We start from the raw sequence: 15,397 nt of genomic DNA on the forward strand, positions 1-15,397 counted from the left end.
CAAGTCAGCTGAAAATGTGACGTGCATCATGCGAACCACGGGCGGGGAAGGCGGTCCTCCCCCGCCCCGTGCGTCACAGGTGGCGCGACCACCACTCCAGAATCGCCTCGAACCGCGCGACCCGGTGGCTGGGCAGCCCCGACCGCGACAGCTCGTGGCCCTCACCGGGGAACAGCAGCATCTCCGTCTCGGCCCCGCGCGCCTTCAGAGCCGCGAACAGGCGCTGGGCCTGCTCCACCGGGCACCGCCAGTCCTCCTCCGAGTGGATGATCAGCACCGGGATATCGATCCGGTCCGCGTACGTGAGCGGGCTCTGCTCCGCCCACTTCTCCGCCGGCCCGTACAGCGGCTCGGGGAACAGCGACCCGATGTCGGAGGAGCCGCTGAAGCTGTCGATCGCGTTGACCGCCCGCTCGCTGATCGCCGCCCGGAACCGGTCGCTGTGGTGGCCCGCGATCCACGTGGTCATGAACCCGCCGTGCGAACCGCCCAGCACGCCCACCCGGGAGGCGTCCAGCCGCTCGTCCTCGAGGGCCTCGTCCAGGAAGGCCAGCAGGTCGGTGGCGCTCACCTCGCCCACCGCCCCGATGATCGCCCGGCCGTGCTCCTGCCCGTACCCGGAGGACCCGCGCGGGTTGCACATCACCACCGCGTACCCGGCGGCCGCGTACACCTGCGTCTCGTCGAAGACCTGGTGGCCGTAGGGCGCGAAGGGCCCGCCGTGGATCATCAGCAGCACCGGGTGCGGGCCCTCGCCCTCGGGGACCGCCACCCACCCGTGCACCGGGTACCCGTCGGCGGTGTGCGCCACCAGCTCCGTCATCGGCAGCGGGTCGACCCCGGCGGCCAGCGACGTCAGCGCGCGGGCGCCCGCCGCCTCCACCGCCACCAGCTCACCGCTGCTGCGCCCGTCGGCCACCGCGGCCACGGTCACCCCGGCCGCCGCGTCGAACGCCTGCACCTGCACCTTGTCGGCGAGTACCTCCGCGGGCTCCCCGCCCCCGAACGGCACCAGCAGCAGGTCGACCGCCCCGCGCCGCTCGGCGGTGGCCAGCACGCCCTCCTCCGTCACCGCCAGGGAGCCGACGAAGCGCGGGTCCTCCTCGGGGGTGAGCCGGGTCGGGGCGGCCGAGCCGTCCGCGGGCACCGACCACACCGCCGTGGTCCGGCCGACGAAGTCGCGCAGGTCCTCGCCCAGCCGGTCGGCGAGGAAGAACACCGTCGACCCGTCCGCGGAGTACACCGGCGCCCCGGCGCTCAGGGTCCCGTCGGTGACCCGCCGCGGCTCGGCCCCGGCCTGCGGCGCCACCGCCCACAGGTCCTCCACCAGGTCGGTGTCGTGGGTCTCGTGGCGGGCCGCGGAGAACACCAGCTCGCCGCCGTCCGGGCTCCAGGCCACCCCGGAGTGGTCGAAGTCGCCCTTGGTGACCTGCACCGGCTCCCCCGCCTCCGCGGCCGGGTCGATCGGCGCCGACACGAACACGTGCGAGTGCCGGTCGGTGAGGTAGCCCAGGCCGTCCAGCTTGTGCTTGAGGCGGGTGATCCGGCGCGGCGGCTCCTTGCCGGGCTCGCCGTCCACGTACCGCTTCTCCTCGGGGATCCGCGCCGTGTACGCCACCCGGGTCGAGTCCGGGCTCCACACCGGGGTCCCGGCGCCCAGCGGGTGCGCGGTGATCTTCCACGCCTCGCCGCCGTCGGCGGGCAGGACGTGGATCTGCGGCCGCTTGTCCCCGTCCGGGCGCAGGAACGCGATCCAGCGGCCGTCGGGGGAGAACACCGGCGACCGGTCCCGGTCGCCGCGGGTCAGCCTGGCCGGCGCGGCCGAGCCGTCGGTGGGGACCGACCACAGCGACCCGAGGTAGGCGTCCTCCTCCAGGTCGGGGCGGACCACGGAGAACACCGCACGCGAGCCGTCGGGGGACAGGGTCGGCGCGCCGACGGTGTGCAGGTGAACGATGTCGGTGGGTTTCATGCAGATGTCGGCGTCCCGGCGCGGGGCCCGGGGGCGCCCCTCCTCGCTCGTCGGGCGGCGGGCCCGTGTGTCCGGGACCGCCGCGGTCCGGGCGCGACCGTGGGGGTGCGGTCGGCCGTGTCCGTCAGGGGCGGATCCCGCCCCTGACGGACCCTATCCGCGCACTCCAGGGAATATCCAGGGCATTTACGGCATCGGTCGGCGGAGCGAGCCGTCGGTCTCCAGGTCGGTGCAGATCCACACCCCGTCCCGGCGCCGGGCCCGGAACGCGAACACCCGTGCCCGCAGGTCGCAGGCGATCACCGCGCTGGCCTCCAGGCCCTCGCCCACCCGCTGGTGGAACACCCGCTCCAGGCGGGGCGCCGACCGGCAGGGCAGCGCGCCCCGCAGCCGCCGCAGCTCCTCGCGTACCGCCACCCCCACCCGGTCCCGCATCGCCTCGGGGGTGCGCCGCCCCGCCAGGACCTCCGCCATCTGCTGGGCCAGCAGGTGGACCTCCCCCGGGGTGCGGTGCCCCTCCAGCGGTGCGTGGCAGCGGCCCCGCGGCGTCCGCCGCGGCGGGGTCCGCGCCGGGGTGGCCGCCGGACGGTACGGGTTCGCCGGGGGCGGCGCGGCGGTGCGCCGGACGTGCGGGTCCTGCGCGCCGGAGCAGATCGGGCGGGGGCAGGCCCCGCGGGGCCCGTGGTGACGGTCGGGCGAGTGGGACATGAACGTTTCCCTTCCCAGGGGACGACATCCGGTCACACCCCCTCACAGAGCCCCCTCGTACGGCCCCGATCCACCTGGCATACCAGGTTTCGGTTCGGCCACCGCCCGACCCGCCCCCCGCCACGGCCTCCCCCGCAGGCGGCATACTGCCTGAGTGACTCACGCGTACCTTTCCTCCCCCGTGCCGCTGGCCCTCGCCCACCGGGGCGGGTGGATCACCGACGACCAGGGCGTGCGCCGCACCGAGCTGGAGAACACGGCCGTCGCCTTCCAGCACGCCGTGGACCTGGGCTACACGTACCTGGAGACGGACGTGCACGCCACCGCCGACGGCGTCCTCATGGCGTTCCACGACGACACCCTGGACCGCACCACCGACATGGCCGGCGCCATCGCCGACCTCCCCTACCGCGAGGTCGCCCGCGCCCGGGTCGGCGGGCGCGAGCCCGTCCCCCTGCTGGAGGACCTGCTCGGGAGCTGGCCGCACGCGAGGTTCAACATCGACCTCAAGGCCGACGGCGCCGTCGCGCCCCTGATCGACGTGCTGCGCCGCACCGGCGCCTGGGACCGGGTGTGCGTGGGCTCCTTCGACCAGCGGCGCCTGGACCGCGCGCGGGCCCTCTTCCCCCGTCCGGTCGCCACCTCCTGCGGCCCGGTGGACGTGGCCCGGCTGCGCGTGGCCTCCCTGTCCCCGCTGCTGCGGCCGCTGGCCCCCCGTGCCCCGCTGTGCGCGCAGATCCCGATGTGGCAGGGCTCGTTCCCGGTGCTGAGCCGCGACCTCATCCACACGGCCCACCGGCTCGGGATCCAGGTCCACGTGTGGACCGTCAACGAACCCGAGGTGATGGAACGCCTGCTCGACGCGGGCGTCGACGGGATCGTCACCGACAACACCACCGCGCTGCGGGACGTGCTGGTCCGCCGCGGCCGCTGGGCCGGCGGCCCCGCCAGAGCCCACAACGGATAGGAAACCCCCACCATGACCGACCCCGCCCCGGAGGCCACCGCGCACTCCGAACCCTCCCCCGACCCGGCGCAGCGCCGCCGCGAACAGCGCGGCTGGTACCTGTACGACTGGGCGAACTCGGTGTTCATCACCTCGGTGGTGACCGTGCTCATCGGCCCCTACCTGAGCGGCCTGGCCTGCTCGTCGGTGGGCGCCGACACCTCGCAGGCGTGCCTGGACCCGGACCTGTCGCTGGGGCTGTTCGGCCTGCACCCCAACGCGCTGTACCCGGCGCTGACCACCGCCGCCATCCTCGTCCAGATCGTGCTCCTGCCGGTGTTCGGGGCGATGGTCGACCATTCGCGGCACAAGAAGCGGTGGCTGTTCTGGACCGCGTTCGGCGGCTCGGCGGCCACCGTCGGCCTGTACTTCGCCGCCGACGGCTACCTGGCGGCCTCGGTGCTGTTCCTGCTGGCCAACCTGCTGTACGGCTTCTCGATCGTGGTGTACAACGCGTTCCTGCCCGAGGTCTCCACCCCAGACGAGCGCGACCGGGTGTCGGTGTCCGGGTGGGGCATCGGCTACCTGGGCGGGGCGCTGCTGCTGGTCGTGCACCTGGTGCTGGTGCTCAACACCGACGCGCTGGGCATCGGCGCCGCGGACGCCGCCCGGATCGCGTTCGCGTCCTGCGGCGTCTGGTGGCTGGGCTTCACCGTCCTGGCGCTGCGCCCCCTGCGCAACCGCTACGGGGCGCTGGCCACCGGCGGACCGCCCAGGATCGGGCAGTCGGTGAGGCAGTTCGGGCGCACGCTCAAGGACATGCGCAAGTACCCGAACACCATCCTGTTCCTGCTCGCGTTCATCTTCTTCAACGACGGCGTGCAGGCGGCCATCCGCTACGCCGCCCCCTTCGCCACCCAGGACCTGGGCCTGGAGCAGGGCACGCTGATCCTGACGATCCTCATCATCCAGTTCGTGGCCTTCGCCGGCGCCTTCGCCACCGGCTGGCTGTCCCGGTACCTGGGGTCCAAGCGCACGGTCCTGGTGACGCTGGTGGTCTGGGGCGGCCTGGTGTCGGCCGCCTACTTCCTGCCCGCGGGCCACGTGCCGCTGTTCATCGCCCTGGGCGTGGGCATCGGCCTGGTGCTGGGCGGCACCCAGTCGCTGGCGCGGTCGCTGTTCTCCCAGCTCATCCCCAAGGGCCGGGAGGCCGAGTACTTCAGCCTCTACCAGATCTCCGACAAGGGCTCCACGTTCCTGGGGTCGCTGGCGGTGACGGTCGCGGTGTCGATCACCGGCGGCTACCGGGTGGCGGTGGTGTCGCTGATCGCGTTCTTCATCATCGGCGGCGTCCTGCTGTGGCGCACCCGCATGCGCGAGGGCATCCTCGCCGTCGGCAACGAGGTCCCCGAACGCCTCTGACCTCCCCGCGCACCCGAGGGCCCCGGCGGACGCCAGGGCCCTCGTGCGTCCCGCCGCCCGGGGTGTCGGCGGGGACCGGGATACTGGGGCCCGAGGGGAACGGGGGAACGGATGCGGGTGCTGCACGGGGTGTGGGACAGGGACGCGCTGGTGGTGTGGGGTGAGGGCGAGGCCCCCGGCACCGGGCGGGCCGGGGACCGGCCGCACCCGTTCGCGCTGGGGCACCGGGCGCTGGAGGCCCTGGCCGGCGGGACGGAGCACCCGTCGCCCGACGCTTCCGACGGGGGCGCTGGAGGGCGGGCGGCGCCGGAGCGGACCGTGCTGGAGCTGCGGCTGCCCGGGACGACCGCCGCCCCCGACCACTCCGCGCGGGCCTCCGTGGAGCCCGCCGCGTTCCACACCTGGACCGTGCCCGGCCTGCGGCTGCCGCCCGCGGCCGCCGACCGGCTGCTCGGCTCCCCGCCCGACGGGGCGGGCCCGTCCCTGCGCCACCTGGCCGCGGTGGACGCCTTCGCCCGCGCGCTGGTGGACGCCGGGTGTGTGCTGCCGGACCTGGTGGGCGCGCCGCCCCGGGCGCGGTGGCGGCCCGCCCCCGCCTCCTGGGCCGAGGAGCACCTGGCCGCGCTCACCGCCTCCCTGCCCGCCTCCGCGCGGGCCCACCTGCCCGGCGCCTCCGCCGACGCCGTCGCCCGCGCCTGCGTGCTGGCACCCGTGGAGCTGCTCACCGACGCCGTGGCCCGCCGCACCGCCCTCAACGGACGCCTCCGGCGGCAGGCCCCCCGCCCGTCGCCCTCCAGCACGGCGCACACCCCGGAGGCGCTGCTGGCCGCCGCGCTGACCGGGAACGACCCCGTGCTGGACGCCGAGGCCGCCGCCCGGCTGCGGCCGGCCCTGAAGGAGTGGCGCTCCCGGGTGCGCGGCGCGGGCCGCGCCGGGCTGCTGTTCCTGCTGCGCGAACCCGACCGCGGCACCCCCTGGACCGTCGAGTTCTGGGTCCGCTCGGTCGCCGACCCCGGCCTGCGCCTGCCCCTGGAGCAGGTGTGGTCCGGCGAGGGCGCCGCCTGGCTTCCCCCCGACGTCTCCGTCACCGCCCTGGCCGACCTGCGCCGTGCCGCGCGCCACCACCCGCTGGTCGGCCGGGCGCTGGGCGACCTGGCCCCCTCCCGGCTGCTGCTCGGTGTGGAGGACGCCCAGCGGTTCGTCGCCGAAGCCGCGCCCGCGCTGGCCGCCGCCGGTTTCGGGGTGGTCCTGCCCGAGCTGCGCAAGGGCCCCCGGGTGGGCCTGCGCATGACCGCCGAACCCGTCAAGGGCCGCAAGGGCGTCGGCGGCATCGGCCCCTCCGACATCGTCGACGTGTCCTTCGAGGTGGTGCTGCGCGGCGACCCCGACGGCGAGACCGCCCCCCTCACCGAGGAGGAGCTGGCCGAACTGGCCGAGCTGGCCCGCCTCAAGCGCTCCCTGGTGCGGGTACGCGGCCGCTGGACCCAGCTGGACCCCGAGCGCCTGGAGGCCGCGCTGGAGTGGATCTCCACGCGCGGGCGCCGGATGCGCCCCGATGAGGCGGTGCGCACCGCGGTCGGCGCCGGCCAGGCCCCGCCGCTGCCGGTCGAGGAGGTCGTCGCCCCCGGCCCGCTGGGCGCCCTGTTCGACGGCTCGGCCGCCGCCGACCTGCGCCCCCTGGGCACCCCCGACGGGTTCAAGGCCCACCTGCGCCCCTACCAGGAGCGGGGCGCCTCCTGGCTGCGGTTCCTGGGCGAGCTGGGCCTGGGCGCGGTCCTGGCCGACGACATGGGCCTGGGCAAGACCGTCCAGCTGCTGGCCCTGCTCGCCGACGCCCGTCCGCTGGACACCGGCCCCACCCTGCTGGTCTGCCCGGTGTCCCTGGTCGGCAACTGGCGACGCGAGGCCGAGCGCTTCGCCCCCGACCTGCGCGTCCACGTCCAGCACGGCCCCGACCGCCCGCACGGCAACGACCTGGCCCGCCTGGTCGGCCGCTGCGACCTGGTGATCACCACCTACGGGGTGGTCTCCCGCGACACCGGCGAACTGGCGGGCCTGCCCTGGCAGCGCGTGGTCTGCGACGAGGCCCAGGCCCTGAAGAACCACGACACCCTCCAGGCCAGGGCGGTGCGCTCCCTGCCCGGGCGCACCCGCATCGCGCTCACCGGCACCCCGGTCGAGAACGACCTGGAGGAGCTGTGGTCGATCATGGACTTCGCCAACCCGGGCCTGCTCGGCTCCGCGGCCGCCTTCCGCGAGGCCGTGGCCGGGGAGGACGGCCCCGACACCGCCCGGGTCCGGCGGATGACCGGCCCGTTCGTGCTGCGCCGCCTCAAGACCGACCGGTCGATCATCGCCGACCTGCCGGAGAAGGTGGAGATGCGCACCTGGTGCACCCTCACCCCCGAGCAGGCGTCCCTGTACAAGGCGGTCGTGGAGGAGATGACCGAGCGCCTGCGCGAGGCCGACGAGCGCGAACGCAAGGGCCTGGTGCTGGCGACCATGACCCGGCTCAAGCAGATCTGCAACCACCCCGCCCAGTTCCTGGGCGACGGCTCGGCGCTGGCGGGCCGGTCGGGCAAGCTGGACCGGCTGGAGTCGATCCTGGGCGCGGCCGCCGCCGAGGGCGACAAGGCCCTGTGCTTCACCCAGTACGCCCGCTTCGGCGACCGGCTGGCCCCTTATCTGCGTTCGCGGCTGGGGGTGCCGGTGCTGTGGCTGCACGGCGGCACCCCGCGCGCCGAGCGCGAGGAGATGACGCACCGCTTCCAGACCCTGGACGGCCCCGCGGTGTTCCTGCTCTCGCTCAAGGCCGCGGGCACCGGCCTCAACCTCACCGCGGCCAACCACGTGGTGCACGTGGACCGGTGGTGGAACCCGGCGGTGGAGGACCAGGCGACCGACCGGGCGTTCCGGATCGGGCAGCGGCGCGACGTGCAGGTCCGCAAGATGGTGTGCGTGGGCACCGTGGAGGAGCGGGTGGACGAGATGATCGAACGCAAGAGCGCCCTGGCGCGGGGCGCTGTGGCCACCGGCGAGGCCTGGCTGGCCGGGCTGTCGGTGGACGACCTGCGCGAGGTCGTGCGCCTGGCCCCGGAGGCGGTGGCGTGAGCTGGTCGGAGCAGGTGGAGCAGTGGCTGGGCCCGTCGGTCCCGGGCCCGGTGGACCGGCTGTCGGTGCGCCCGGGCGAGGTCACCGCGCGGGTCGGCGGGTTCGAGGTGAGCCTGATCCGCGCGGTGCCCGACGACGCCCTGTGGGACCGCGTGTGCGAGGCCTTGGCCTCCCAGGAGGTGTTCCGGGCCCGGGTGCTGGCCGGCGAGCTGCCGGTACCGGTGGGGCGGGTGTGCACGATGTTCGGGGTGGACCTGGTGCCGCGGGGCTGGGACGCCCTGGTGGCCACCTGCTCCTGCGACCGCTGGGACGGGGTGTGCGCGCACCTGCGGGCGGCGGCCGCGGCCCTGGCCGCGCAGGCGGACCGGGACCCGTTCTCGCTCACCCGGTGGGCGGGTATGGACAGGGGCGCGCTGCGCACCCGGGTGATGGCGGCCGGGCGCATAAAAGGACCTTCGGTCCCAGAGGAGACAGCTCGGGATAATGTCTCCGAGGCGATAATCGAAGACGTCACCGACCCCTCCGATCACGCACCGGACTCGGCGGCAGCGTTCTGGTCGGCGCCTTCCCCGCCGGGGCCGGTGGATATACCCTCGGGTTCCGGGGACCGCATCAGGGCCGCCGCTCCGGGCGCGCTGGCCGACGAACTGCCGCCATTCCCGCGCCCGGGAACATGAACACGGGCCGATCGAATACGCGATTTGCGATTTCCTCGGGAAAACGCCCGTGGGAAGTGACCGGGGCGGTTACGATTCGGCTCAAGATCACGTCGCACGGCGTGGCGGATTCCCGCACGGGAAAACGGGAACCCGTTCGGCGCGCGCGTCCCGCGCCGCCCGAGCACAGGAGGTCGACGATGCCGGTCCGCAGCCCCGCACCGCGCGTCCTCCGCCCCGTCCGTACGGGCCCTCTCTTCCTCACCGCCGCCCCCGCGCGCGACGACCGCACCCACACGACGAAGGAGGCAGGGGCGCCCTCTGCCCGGCGGTGTCGTCCGCCGGGTGCCGCCCCGGACCGCACATGGCCGACCGCTTCCCCCCCGACATCGACATGGAGACCCCCAGCGTCGCCCGGATGTACGACTACCTGCTCGGCGGCAAGGACAACTTCGAGGTGGACCGCAAGGCCTGTGACGTCCTCCTTGCGCAGCTACCGGAGTTCCTCACGCTCTCCCACCAGAACCGGGCGTTCCTGACCCGGGCGGTGGAGTACGCGGCCTCGCAGGGCATCGACCAGTTCCTGGACCTGGGGGCCGGGCTGCCCACGGCGGACAACACCCACCAGGTCGCCCAGCGGGTCTCGCCGGACGCCCGGGTCCTGTACGTGGACAACGACCCGATCGTCATCGCCCACGGCCGGGCGCTGCTGGCGGGCGGCCGGGGCGCCGGGTTCCTGATGGCCGACATCTCCCAGGGGGTGGAGCCCGTCCTGACCGCCCCCCTCACCCGCGACCTGCTGGACACCGACCGGCCGCTGGGCGTCATGCTGGTGTCGATGCTGCACTGCATCCCCGACAGCGCCGACCCCTTCGGCATGGTGGCCCGGCTGATGGAGCGCGTGGCCCCGGGGTCCTTCCTGATCTACTCGCACATCGTGTCCGACGACCCCGAGACCGCCGCGTGGGTCACCGACAAGATGCTGTCCTTCGGCACCCCGTGGGGGCGGGTCCGCTCCCCCAAGGAGGCCGCGGCGGCCTTCGAGGGGCTGGACCGGGTGAGCGCCTGGTCCGACGACCGCGACGAGGAGCCGCGGGCGGTCGACTGCGCCAGCTGGCGCCACCCCGAGATCGCGCCGCGGACCCGGCCGGGCGACCTGACGGTCAAGCTGTGGGAGTACTCGGGGGTGGCGGTCAAGCGGTGAGGCGCCGGGTCCCGCTGGAGCGCTCCGGCGGGACCGGGCCCGTCACCCCTGCGCGGAGAAGTGCCGCAGGAGCAGGGCGTTCACCTCGTCCGGGCGCTGCCAGGACACCAGGTGCGCGGTAGCGGGCAGCGTCGTGTACCCGGCACCGGGGACCAGCCGGGCGATGACGTCCGCGTGCCGGTCGGCCGGGGTGGAGGGGTCCTCCGCCCCGGCCACGACCAGGGTGGGGGCGGTGACGCCGGGCAGGTCGCCGCGCACGTCGTAGCCCGCGACGGCCTCGCAGCAGCCCGCGTAGCCCTCCGGGTCGGTGGCGGCGACCAGGTCGCGCAGGAGCGCGACGTCGCCGGGGTGCTCCCGGGCGAAGTCCGGGGTGAACCAGCGGCCCACCACGGTGTCGGCGACGGCGCCGGTGCCCCGGGCGCGCACCAGGGCGGCGCGTTCGTGCCAGGGCCCGGCCGGGCCGGCGTAGGGCGAGGTGGCCAGCAGGGCCAGGCGGTCGAGGCGCTCCGCGTGGTGGACCGCCAGCCACTGGCCCACCATCCCGCCCAGGGACAGGCCGGCGTAGTGGGCGCGCCCGATGCCCAGGCGGTCCAGCAGCGCCACCACGTCCCCGGCCAGGTCGGCCATGGTGGAGGGGCCGGCCGGGACCGGGGAGCGGCCGTGGCCGCGGTGGTCGAAGCGGATCACCCGGAACGCGGCGGACAGCGCCTCGACCTGGGGCTCCCACATCTCGGTGGTGGTGCCCAGCGAGCCGCCCAGCAGCAGCGGGGGCGCGTCGGCGGGTCCGCTCTCGACGTAGTGCAGGTCGACGCTCATGGGTCCGGTGTCCCCTTCCGTGGCGGTGTCCAGGTGCGGGCCCATCATCGCAGCGGCCCCGGGGAGGCCGGGGCACCGGCACGGTGTGCGGTATGAGAACATCGCCGGGGGCCCTGTCGCCCGCTCCGGCCCTTTTCCCGTGCCCTCGTCCCCAGGAAGAGCAGATGCCCACCGAAGACGAACCGGAACGCGGCGCCCACTTCGTGCAGTCGCTGGAACGCGGCCTGCTGGTGATCCGGGCGTTCTCCGCCGAGCGCCCGTCGATGACCCTGAGCGACGTGGCCCGCGAGACGCACCTGACCCGGGCCGCGGCCCGCCGCTTCCTGCTGACCCTGGCCGACCTGGGGTACGTGCGCACCGACGGGCGGCTGTTCTCGCTCACCCCGCGGGTGCTGGAGCTGGGGTACGCCTACGTGGCGTCGGCGGGGCTGCCCGACGTGGCCCAGCCGCACCTGGAGGACCTCTCGGCGCGGGTGCACGAGTCGGCGTCGGTGTCGGTGCTGGACGGCGACGACGTCCTGTACGTGGCCCGCGTGGCGACCTCGCGCATCATGACCGTGTCGATCCGGGTGGGCACCCGGTTCCCGGCGGTGGCCACGTCGATGGGGCGGGTGCTGCTGGCCGACCGCGACGAGGCCGAGATCGACGCCTTCCTGGAGCGGGTGCGCCTGGAGCCGCTGACCCGGTTCACCGTCACCGACCCGGAGCGGCTGCGCGCCGAGCTGCTGCGGGTGCGCGAGCAGGGGTACGCGATCGTGGACCAGGAGCTGGAGGAGGGGCTGCGGTCGATCGCCGCCCCCGTCCGCGACACCGCGGGCCGGGTGATCGCGGCCGCGAACGTGTCCGCGCAGGCCAACCGGTCCTCGATCGAGGACGTGCGCCGCGACCTGCTGCCCGCCCTGCTGGAGGCGACCGCGCGCATCGAGGCGGACCTGGCGTCGGTCTCCCGCCGCGACGCGGGCCTGTGACCCGTCGGCGGGGTCAGGAGAGCCAGCCCGGGCGGACCACGCCGGTCTCGTAGGCGATCACCACCAGCTGGGCGCGGTCGCGGGCCCCGAGCTTGGTGAGCACCCGGCTGACGTGGGTCTTGGCGGTGGCCGGGGAGACCACCAGGCGGGCCGCCAGCTCCTCGTTGCTGAGCCCGGCGGCGACGGCGGCCAGCACCTCGCGCTCGCGCTCGGTGAGACCGGCCAGGCGGGTGGCGGGCGGCGGCTCCTTGATGCGGTCGGCGAACTCCGCGATGAGCCTGCGGGTGACCGCCGGGGCCAGCAGGGCGTCGCCCCGGGCGGCCACCCGCACGGCGTGCAGCAGCTCGGCGGGCTCGGTGTCCTTGAGCAGGAACCCGCTGGCCCCGGCGCGCAGCGCCGAGTACACGTACTCGTCGAGGTCGAACGTGGTGAGGATGACGACCCGCACCCCCGCCAGGCGCGGGTCGGCGGCGATCCGGCGGGTGGCCTCCAGCCCGTCCGTGCCCGGCATGCGGATGTCCATCAGCACCACGTCGGGGCGGGTGCGCGCGGCGGCCTCCACCGCCTGCGCCCCGTCCCCGGCCTCGGCGACCACCCGCAGGTCGGGCTCGCCCTCGATGATGGAGCGGAAGCCCGCCCGCACCAGGGTCTGGTCATCGGCGATGAGAACGTCGATGGTGTCGGGGCCGGCGTCGTGCACGCTGCGGTTCCTCTCCGGGGCGGTCAGTCGTCTCGGTCCACCGGCAGGCGGGCCCGTACCCGGAAGCCGCCCCCGGTCCCGGGGCCGGCCTCGAAGGTACCGCCCAGGGCGGTGACGCGCTCGCGCATCCCGGTCAGGCCGTTGCCCTCGACCGGTTCCGCGGTCGCCGACCCGTCGTCGGACACCCGGACCGTGACCGCGCCCGGTTCCGTGGTGAGGGCGACCTCGACGGCGGTGGCGTCGGAGTGGCGGCGCACGTTGGTGAGCGCCTCCTGCACGATCCGGTACAGGGCGGCCCCCACCGGCGCGGGCACCGCGGGCATCTCCGCGGGGCCGCCGGCGGGGGCGCCGTCCACGGTCAGGCGCGCCGGCGGGCCGCCCTCGGCGGCGGCGCGCACCAGGTGGGGCAGCCGGTCGGTACCGGGCACCGGCGCGTTGCCCTCGGCCTCGTCGACCTGGCGCAGCACCCCCAGGGTGGCGCGCAGCTCGCGCAGGGTGTCCTTGGTGATGGCCTTGATGGCCTCCAGCGCCTCCAGGGCCTGCTCGGGGTCGCGGCGGTGCACGGCCGCCGAGGCCTGCACGTTGACCAGGGAGATGTCGTGGGCGATGACGTCGTGGAGCTCGCGGGCGATGCGCAGCCGCTCCTCGGTGGCGCGCCGGCGGGCCTCCTCCTCGCGGGTCCGCTCGGCCTCCAGGGCGCGTTCCTGGGCGGCGCGCAGGTGCGCGGCGCGCTGGTGCAGGACCGCGGCCACCGCCGCGATCGCCACCGTCCAGGCCAGCACCAGCAGGGCCCGCCACGGGTTGAACGCGAACGCCTCGGCGACGGCGAACAGCCCCAGCGCCACCGCGACGGTCACCACGGGGGCGGTCCGCAGCCCCACCGCGGCCATGCGCAGCACCGCGACCAGGAGCAGCAGCCACGCCGCCCACGTGTCGGCGGTGCCGGCCACGTAGTAGAGGGGCAGGCACAGGCCCACCGCGACCGCGGTGACCAGCGGCCGGCGGCCGACCAGCGCCAGCGAGGCGGCGCCCAGGGCGAGCACGGCCAGGGACTGCGGCTGCGGCGCCGACCCGCGGTCCAGCGAGAAGAAGGTCTCGGCGCCGAGCAGGGCCAGGGCGGTCACGGCCGCGATGGCGGCGTCCGCGCCGGCGCCGAAGACGTGTTCGCCCGTGTCCCGCCGTGTCATACGTCCTGTCGCCCCCCGCGCGCCGCCAGCAGCGGTCCGCCCACCAGGCCGGCGGCGGCGCCCACCACGATGAGGTACTTGACTCCGGGTGCCCACGAGGGCAGGTCGCCGCCGCCGAACAGGAGCAGCGCGACGGCGACCACCTCCGACAGGACGAATCCGGCGACCGTGCCGACGACCAGGCCGAGCAGGGACGCGCCGAGTGCCTTCCAGCCGTTCAAGGGCCTCTTCCTTCCTCCTTGTACCACAGGTGCCCCCTCATCCTGCGGGGGCGGAAGGGGGCACGGCGTCGGCCCCGGGTGGACACCCGGCGTCCGCCGGGGGATGTACGCCGCCCGGGGCGCCTACGCCCGGCGGCGGGCGCGGTGGCGGCGCACGGCGTCGCGGTTGCCGCAGGCGGGCGAGCAGTACCGCTGGCGGCCGTTGCGGGAGAAGTCGGCGAAGACCCGGTCGCAGTCGGGCGCGGCGCACCGGCCCAGCCGGTCCATGCCCCGCCCGGTCAGGTGCAGGGCGGTGCCCACCGCGATGAGCGCGGCGATCTGGCGGTGGGCCGGCAGGTCGTCGGGGCGGTAGTGCAGGTGCCAGCCGTCACGGGTGTGGTCGGTCAGGCGCGGCGCGGACGCGAACTCGACGAGCAGCGGGTTGAGGCGGTCGGCCCGCTCCGGGGGGTCGGCGGCGTCGACCACACCGGTCCACTCCCGGAGGAAGGCGCGGACCCGGGCGAGGTCGTCCGCGCCGACCTCGCGTTCCAGGACGAACCCCACCTCGGCGCAGCGCCGTGCGAGGTCGTCCGCGTCCTCCGGGGGCCGGTTGACCAGGTCGACGGCGAGTCCCACCGGGTCCTGACCGTAAGGGTTGATATGCATAATGCCATTACATCAGACTGGCGGCATGCGTACCGAGCACGAACACCTCTGGACCACCGAATCCGCCCACACCACCAGCGAGGGCCTGGTCTCCTACCAGCACTGCGCCTGCGGCCGGCGCCGCGTCACCCTGACCCCGCCCGTCACCGTGGCCGCCCCCTGACGCACTGACCCCACCCCTTTTACGGGCCCGGCGCCTCAGGACCGGGCGGTGACGCCGTTCTCCAGGGTGCGCAGCACCAGGGAGGCCACGGCCTGCGGGGAGATCCGCCCGGCCCGGGCCCGTTCCAGGCCGGTGAACAGCAGGGCCCACATGACGTGCACCAGCCAGGCCGGGTCGGCGTCGGGGTCGAAGACCCCCTCGGCCTGGCCCCGCTCGAACAGCCGCACCAGCACCTCGGGCTCCTCGGGCTCGCCGGAGCGGAGCCCGCCGTAGCGGCGCACGGTCGCGGTGTCGCCGAAGGCGAACAGGATCCGGTCGCCGACCTCGACGTGCCCGTTCACCACCCGGCACAGCGCCTCCTCCGCCGGACCCTCCTCCGGGCGCACCTGCTCCATGACCCGGCCGAGTTCGGCGATGGAGTCCTCGAAGGTCGCCTCGACGAGCTTCTCCCGGTCGGGGAAGTAGCGGTGCAGGGTACTGCGGCCCACGTCGGCGGCCTCGGCGACGGCGGCCATCGGGGCGTTGCGGTCCCGGCCCAGGACGGAGGCCGCGGCGGCCAGAATGGCGCGCCGGGTCCGATTGCGGGCCCCTGACCTCGGGTTGTCGGTGGTCGTCATGGCGCCAACCTACCCCCTCCTCCCATAAGGGACTTGCACGCTTCCATAGTGGGACACTAGT

At 75.1% G+C, this 15,397-nt stretch carries 15 protein-coding genes; 7 read left to right on the forward strand and 8 right to left on the reverse strand.

What is annotated here, in order from left to right; all coding sequences use genetic code 11:
* Positions 1-73: 73 nt before the first annotated feature.
* Positions 74-1,972: an alpha/beta fold hydrolase gene (locus ACFVNO_RS24560; protein WP_378895977.1), complete on the reverse strand. Its 1,899-nt coding sequence runs from the start codon at positions 1,970-1,972 to the stop codon at positions 74-76.
* A gap of 186 nt (positions 1,973-2,158) precedes the next feature.
* Positions 2,159-2,680: an Rv3235 family protein gene (locus ACFVNO_RS24565; RefSeq protein WP_220561383.1), complete on the reverse strand. Its 522-nt coding sequence runs from the start codon at positions 2,678-2,680 to the stop codon at positions 2,159-2,161.
* Between the two features lie 154 nt (positions 2,681-2,834).
* Between ACFVNO_RS24565 and ACFVNO_RS24570 the strand changes: the two genes are divergently transcribed.
* From ACFVNO_RS24570 to ACFVNO_RS24590, 5 genes are all read left to right on the forward strand, one after another.
* Positions 2,835-3,647 carry a glycerophosphodiester phosphodiesterase gene (locus ACFVNO_RS24570; RefSeq protein ID WP_355264267.1) on the forward strand — a complete coding sequence of 271 codons (813 nt, stop codon included), beginning with the start codon at positions 2,835-2,837 and terminating at the stop codon, positions 3,645-3,647.
* Between the two features lie 12 nt (positions 3,648-3,659).
* Positions 3,660-5,048 (forward strand): MFS transporter, encoded by a 1,389-nt coding sequence (locus tag ACFVNO_RS24575; protein ID WP_355264264.1) that lies wholly within the window; start codon positions 3,660-3,662, stop codon positions 5,046-5,048.
* A 111-nt stretch (positions 5,049-5,159) separates the two neighbouring features.
* A complete protein-coding gene (locus tag ACFVNO_RS24580; RefSeq protein ID WP_378895980.1) occupies positions 5,160-8,159 on the forward strand; it encodes an SNF2-related protein in 3,000 nt (999 codons plus the stop codon).
* Entirely contained in the window at positions 8,156-8,836 is a 681-nt protein-coding gene (locus tag ACFVNO_RS24585; protein ID WP_355264258.1) for a hypothetical protein, read from the forward strand. Before ACFVNO_RS24580 ends, ACFVNO_RS24585 begins: the two co-directional genes overlap by 4 nt.
* A 343-nt stretch (positions 8,837-9,179) precedes the next feature.
* Entirely contained in the window at positions 9,180-10,019 is an 840-nt protein-coding gene (locus ACFVNO_RS24590; protein WP_355264255.1) for an SAM-dependent methyltransferase, read from the forward strand.
* Positions 10,020-10,061: 42 nt separating this feature from the next.
* Here ACFVNO_RS24590 and pcaD read toward each other — a convergent pair whose 3' ends face one another.
* The gene (gene pcaD / locus ACFVNO_RS24595; protein ID WP_378895984.1) at positions 10,062-10,835 is read right to left on the reverse strand and encodes a 3-oxoadipate enol-lactonase; all 774 of its coding nucleotides are present in this window, start codon (positions 10,833-10,835) and stop codon (positions 10,062-10,064) included.
* Positions 10,836-10,999: 164 nt separating this feature from the next.
* On the opposite strand from pcaD, the gene ACFVNO_RS24600 reads away from it, so the two are divergent.
* The gene (locus tag ACFVNO_RS24600; RefSeq protein WP_355264249.1) at positions 11,000-11,803 is read left to right on the forward strand and encodes an IclR family transcriptional regulator C-terminal domain-containing protein; all 804 of its coding nucleotides are present in this window, start codon (positions 11,000-11,002) and stop codon (positions 11,801-11,803) included.
* 13 nt (positions 11,804-11,816) lie between these two features.
* Here ACFVNO_RS24600 and ACFVNO_RS24605 read toward each other — a convergent pair whose 3' ends face one another.
* The 4 genes from ACFVNO_RS24605 to ACFVNO_RS24620 all read right to left on the reverse strand — a co-directional run bounded on the left by ACFVNO_RS24605 (position 11,817) and on the right by ACFVNO_RS24620 (position 14,556).
* Complete coding sequence (locus tag ACFVNO_RS24605) at positions 11,817-12,503, reverse strand: response regulator transcription factor (RefSeq protein ID WP_355264246.1); 687 nt, start codon at positions 12,501-12,503, stop codon at positions 11,817-11,819.
* 23 nt (positions 12,504-12,526) lie between these two features.
* Positions 12,527-13,690, reverse strand: a complete 1,164-nt coding sequence (locus ACFVNO_RS24610) for a sensor histidine kinase (protein ID WP_378895987.1) — start codon at positions 13,688-13,690, stop codon at positions 12,527-12,529.
* Positions 13,687-13,911: a DUF5957 family protein gene (locus tag ACFVNO_RS24615; protein ID WP_355264240.1), complete on the reverse strand. Its 225-nt coding sequence runs from the start codon at positions 13,909-13,911 to the stop codon at positions 13,687-13,689. Before ACFVNO_RS24615 ends, ACFVNO_RS24610 begins: the two co-directional genes overlap by 4 nt.
* Before the next feature lie 123 nt (positions 13,912-14,034).
* Positions 14,035-14,556: a CGNR zinc finger domain-containing protein gene (locus ACFVNO_RS24620; RefSeq protein WP_355264237.1), complete on the reverse strand. Its 522-nt coding sequence runs from the start codon at positions 14,554-14,556 to the stop codon at positions 14,035-14,037.
* A gap of 25 nt (positions 14,557-14,581) precedes the next feature.
* Between ACFVNO_RS24620 and ACFVNO_RS24625 the strand changes: the two genes are divergently transcribed.
* Entirely contained in the window at positions 14,582-14,719 is a 138-nt protein-coding gene (locus ACFVNO_RS24625) for a hypothetical protein (RefSeq protein WP_220561394.1), read from the forward strand.
* 35 nt (positions 14,720-14,754) lie between these two features.
* On the opposite strand, the gene ACFVNO_RS24630 is transcribed toward ACFVNO_RS24625, so the two are convergent.
* Positions 14,755-15,336, reverse strand: a complete 582-nt coding sequence (locus ACFVNO_RS24630) for a TetR/AcrR family transcriptional regulator (protein ID WP_378895990.1) — start codon at positions 15,334-15,336, stop codon at positions 14,755-14,757.
* Between the last annotated feature and the right edge of the window lie 61 nt (positions 15,337-15,397).

The organism is Nocardiopsis sp. NPDC057823 (assembly GCF_042797335.1).
Taxonomy (GTDB): Bacteria; Actinomycetota; Actinomycetes; order Streptosporangiales; family Streptosporangiaceae; genus Nocardiopsis; species Nocardiopsis changdeensis.

Excerpts from the sequence above, each read along its gene's own strand:
- ACFVNO_RS24580 (WP_378895980.1), top strand. The coding sequence starts at position 5,160 with ATGCGGGTGCTGCACGGGGTGTGGGACAGGGACGCGCTGGTGGTGTGG.
- ACFVNO_RS24620 (WP_355264237.1), bottom strand. The coding sequence starts at position 14,556 with ATGCATATCAACCCTTACGGTCAGGACCCGGTGGGACTCGCCGTCGAC.
- ACFVNO_RS24630 (WP_378895990.1), bottom strand. The coding sequence starts at position 15,336 with ATGACGACCACCGACAACCCGAGGTCAGGGGCCCGCAATCGGACCCGG.
- ACFVNO_RS24600 (WP_355264249.1), top strand. The coding sequence starts at position 11,000 with ATGCCCACCGAAGACGAACCGGAACGCGGCGCCCACTTCGTGCAGTCG.
- ACFVNO_RS24575 (WP_355264264.1), top strand. The coding sequence starts at position 3,660 with ATGACCGACCCCGCCCCGGAGGCCACCGCGCACTCCGAACCCTCCCCC.
- ACFVNO_RS24560 (WP_378895977.1), bottom strand. The coding sequence starts at position 1,972 with ATGAAACCCACCGACATCGTTCACCTGCACACCGTCGGCGCGCCGACC.
- ACFVNO_RS24625 (WP_220561394.1), top strand. The coding sequence starts at position 14,582 with ATGCGTACCGAGCACGAACACCTCTGGACCACCGAATCCGCCCACACC.
- ACFVNO_RS24565 (WP_220561383.1), bottom strand. The coding sequence starts at position 2,680 with ATGTCCCACTCGCCCGACCGTCACCACGGGCCCCGCGGGGCCTGCCCC.
- pcaD (WP_378895984.1), bottom strand. The coding sequence starts at position 10,835 with ATGAGCGTCGACCTGCACTACGTCGAGAGCGGACCCGCCGACGCGCCC.
- ACFVNO_RS24610 (WP_378895987.1), bottom strand. The coding sequence starts at position 13,690 with ATGACACGGCGGGACACGGGCGAACACGTCTTCGGCGCCGGCGCGGAC.
- ACFVNO_RS24590 (WP_355264255.1), top strand. The coding sequence starts at position 9,180 with ATGGCCGACCGCTTCCCCCCCGACATCGACATGGAGACCCCCAGCGTC.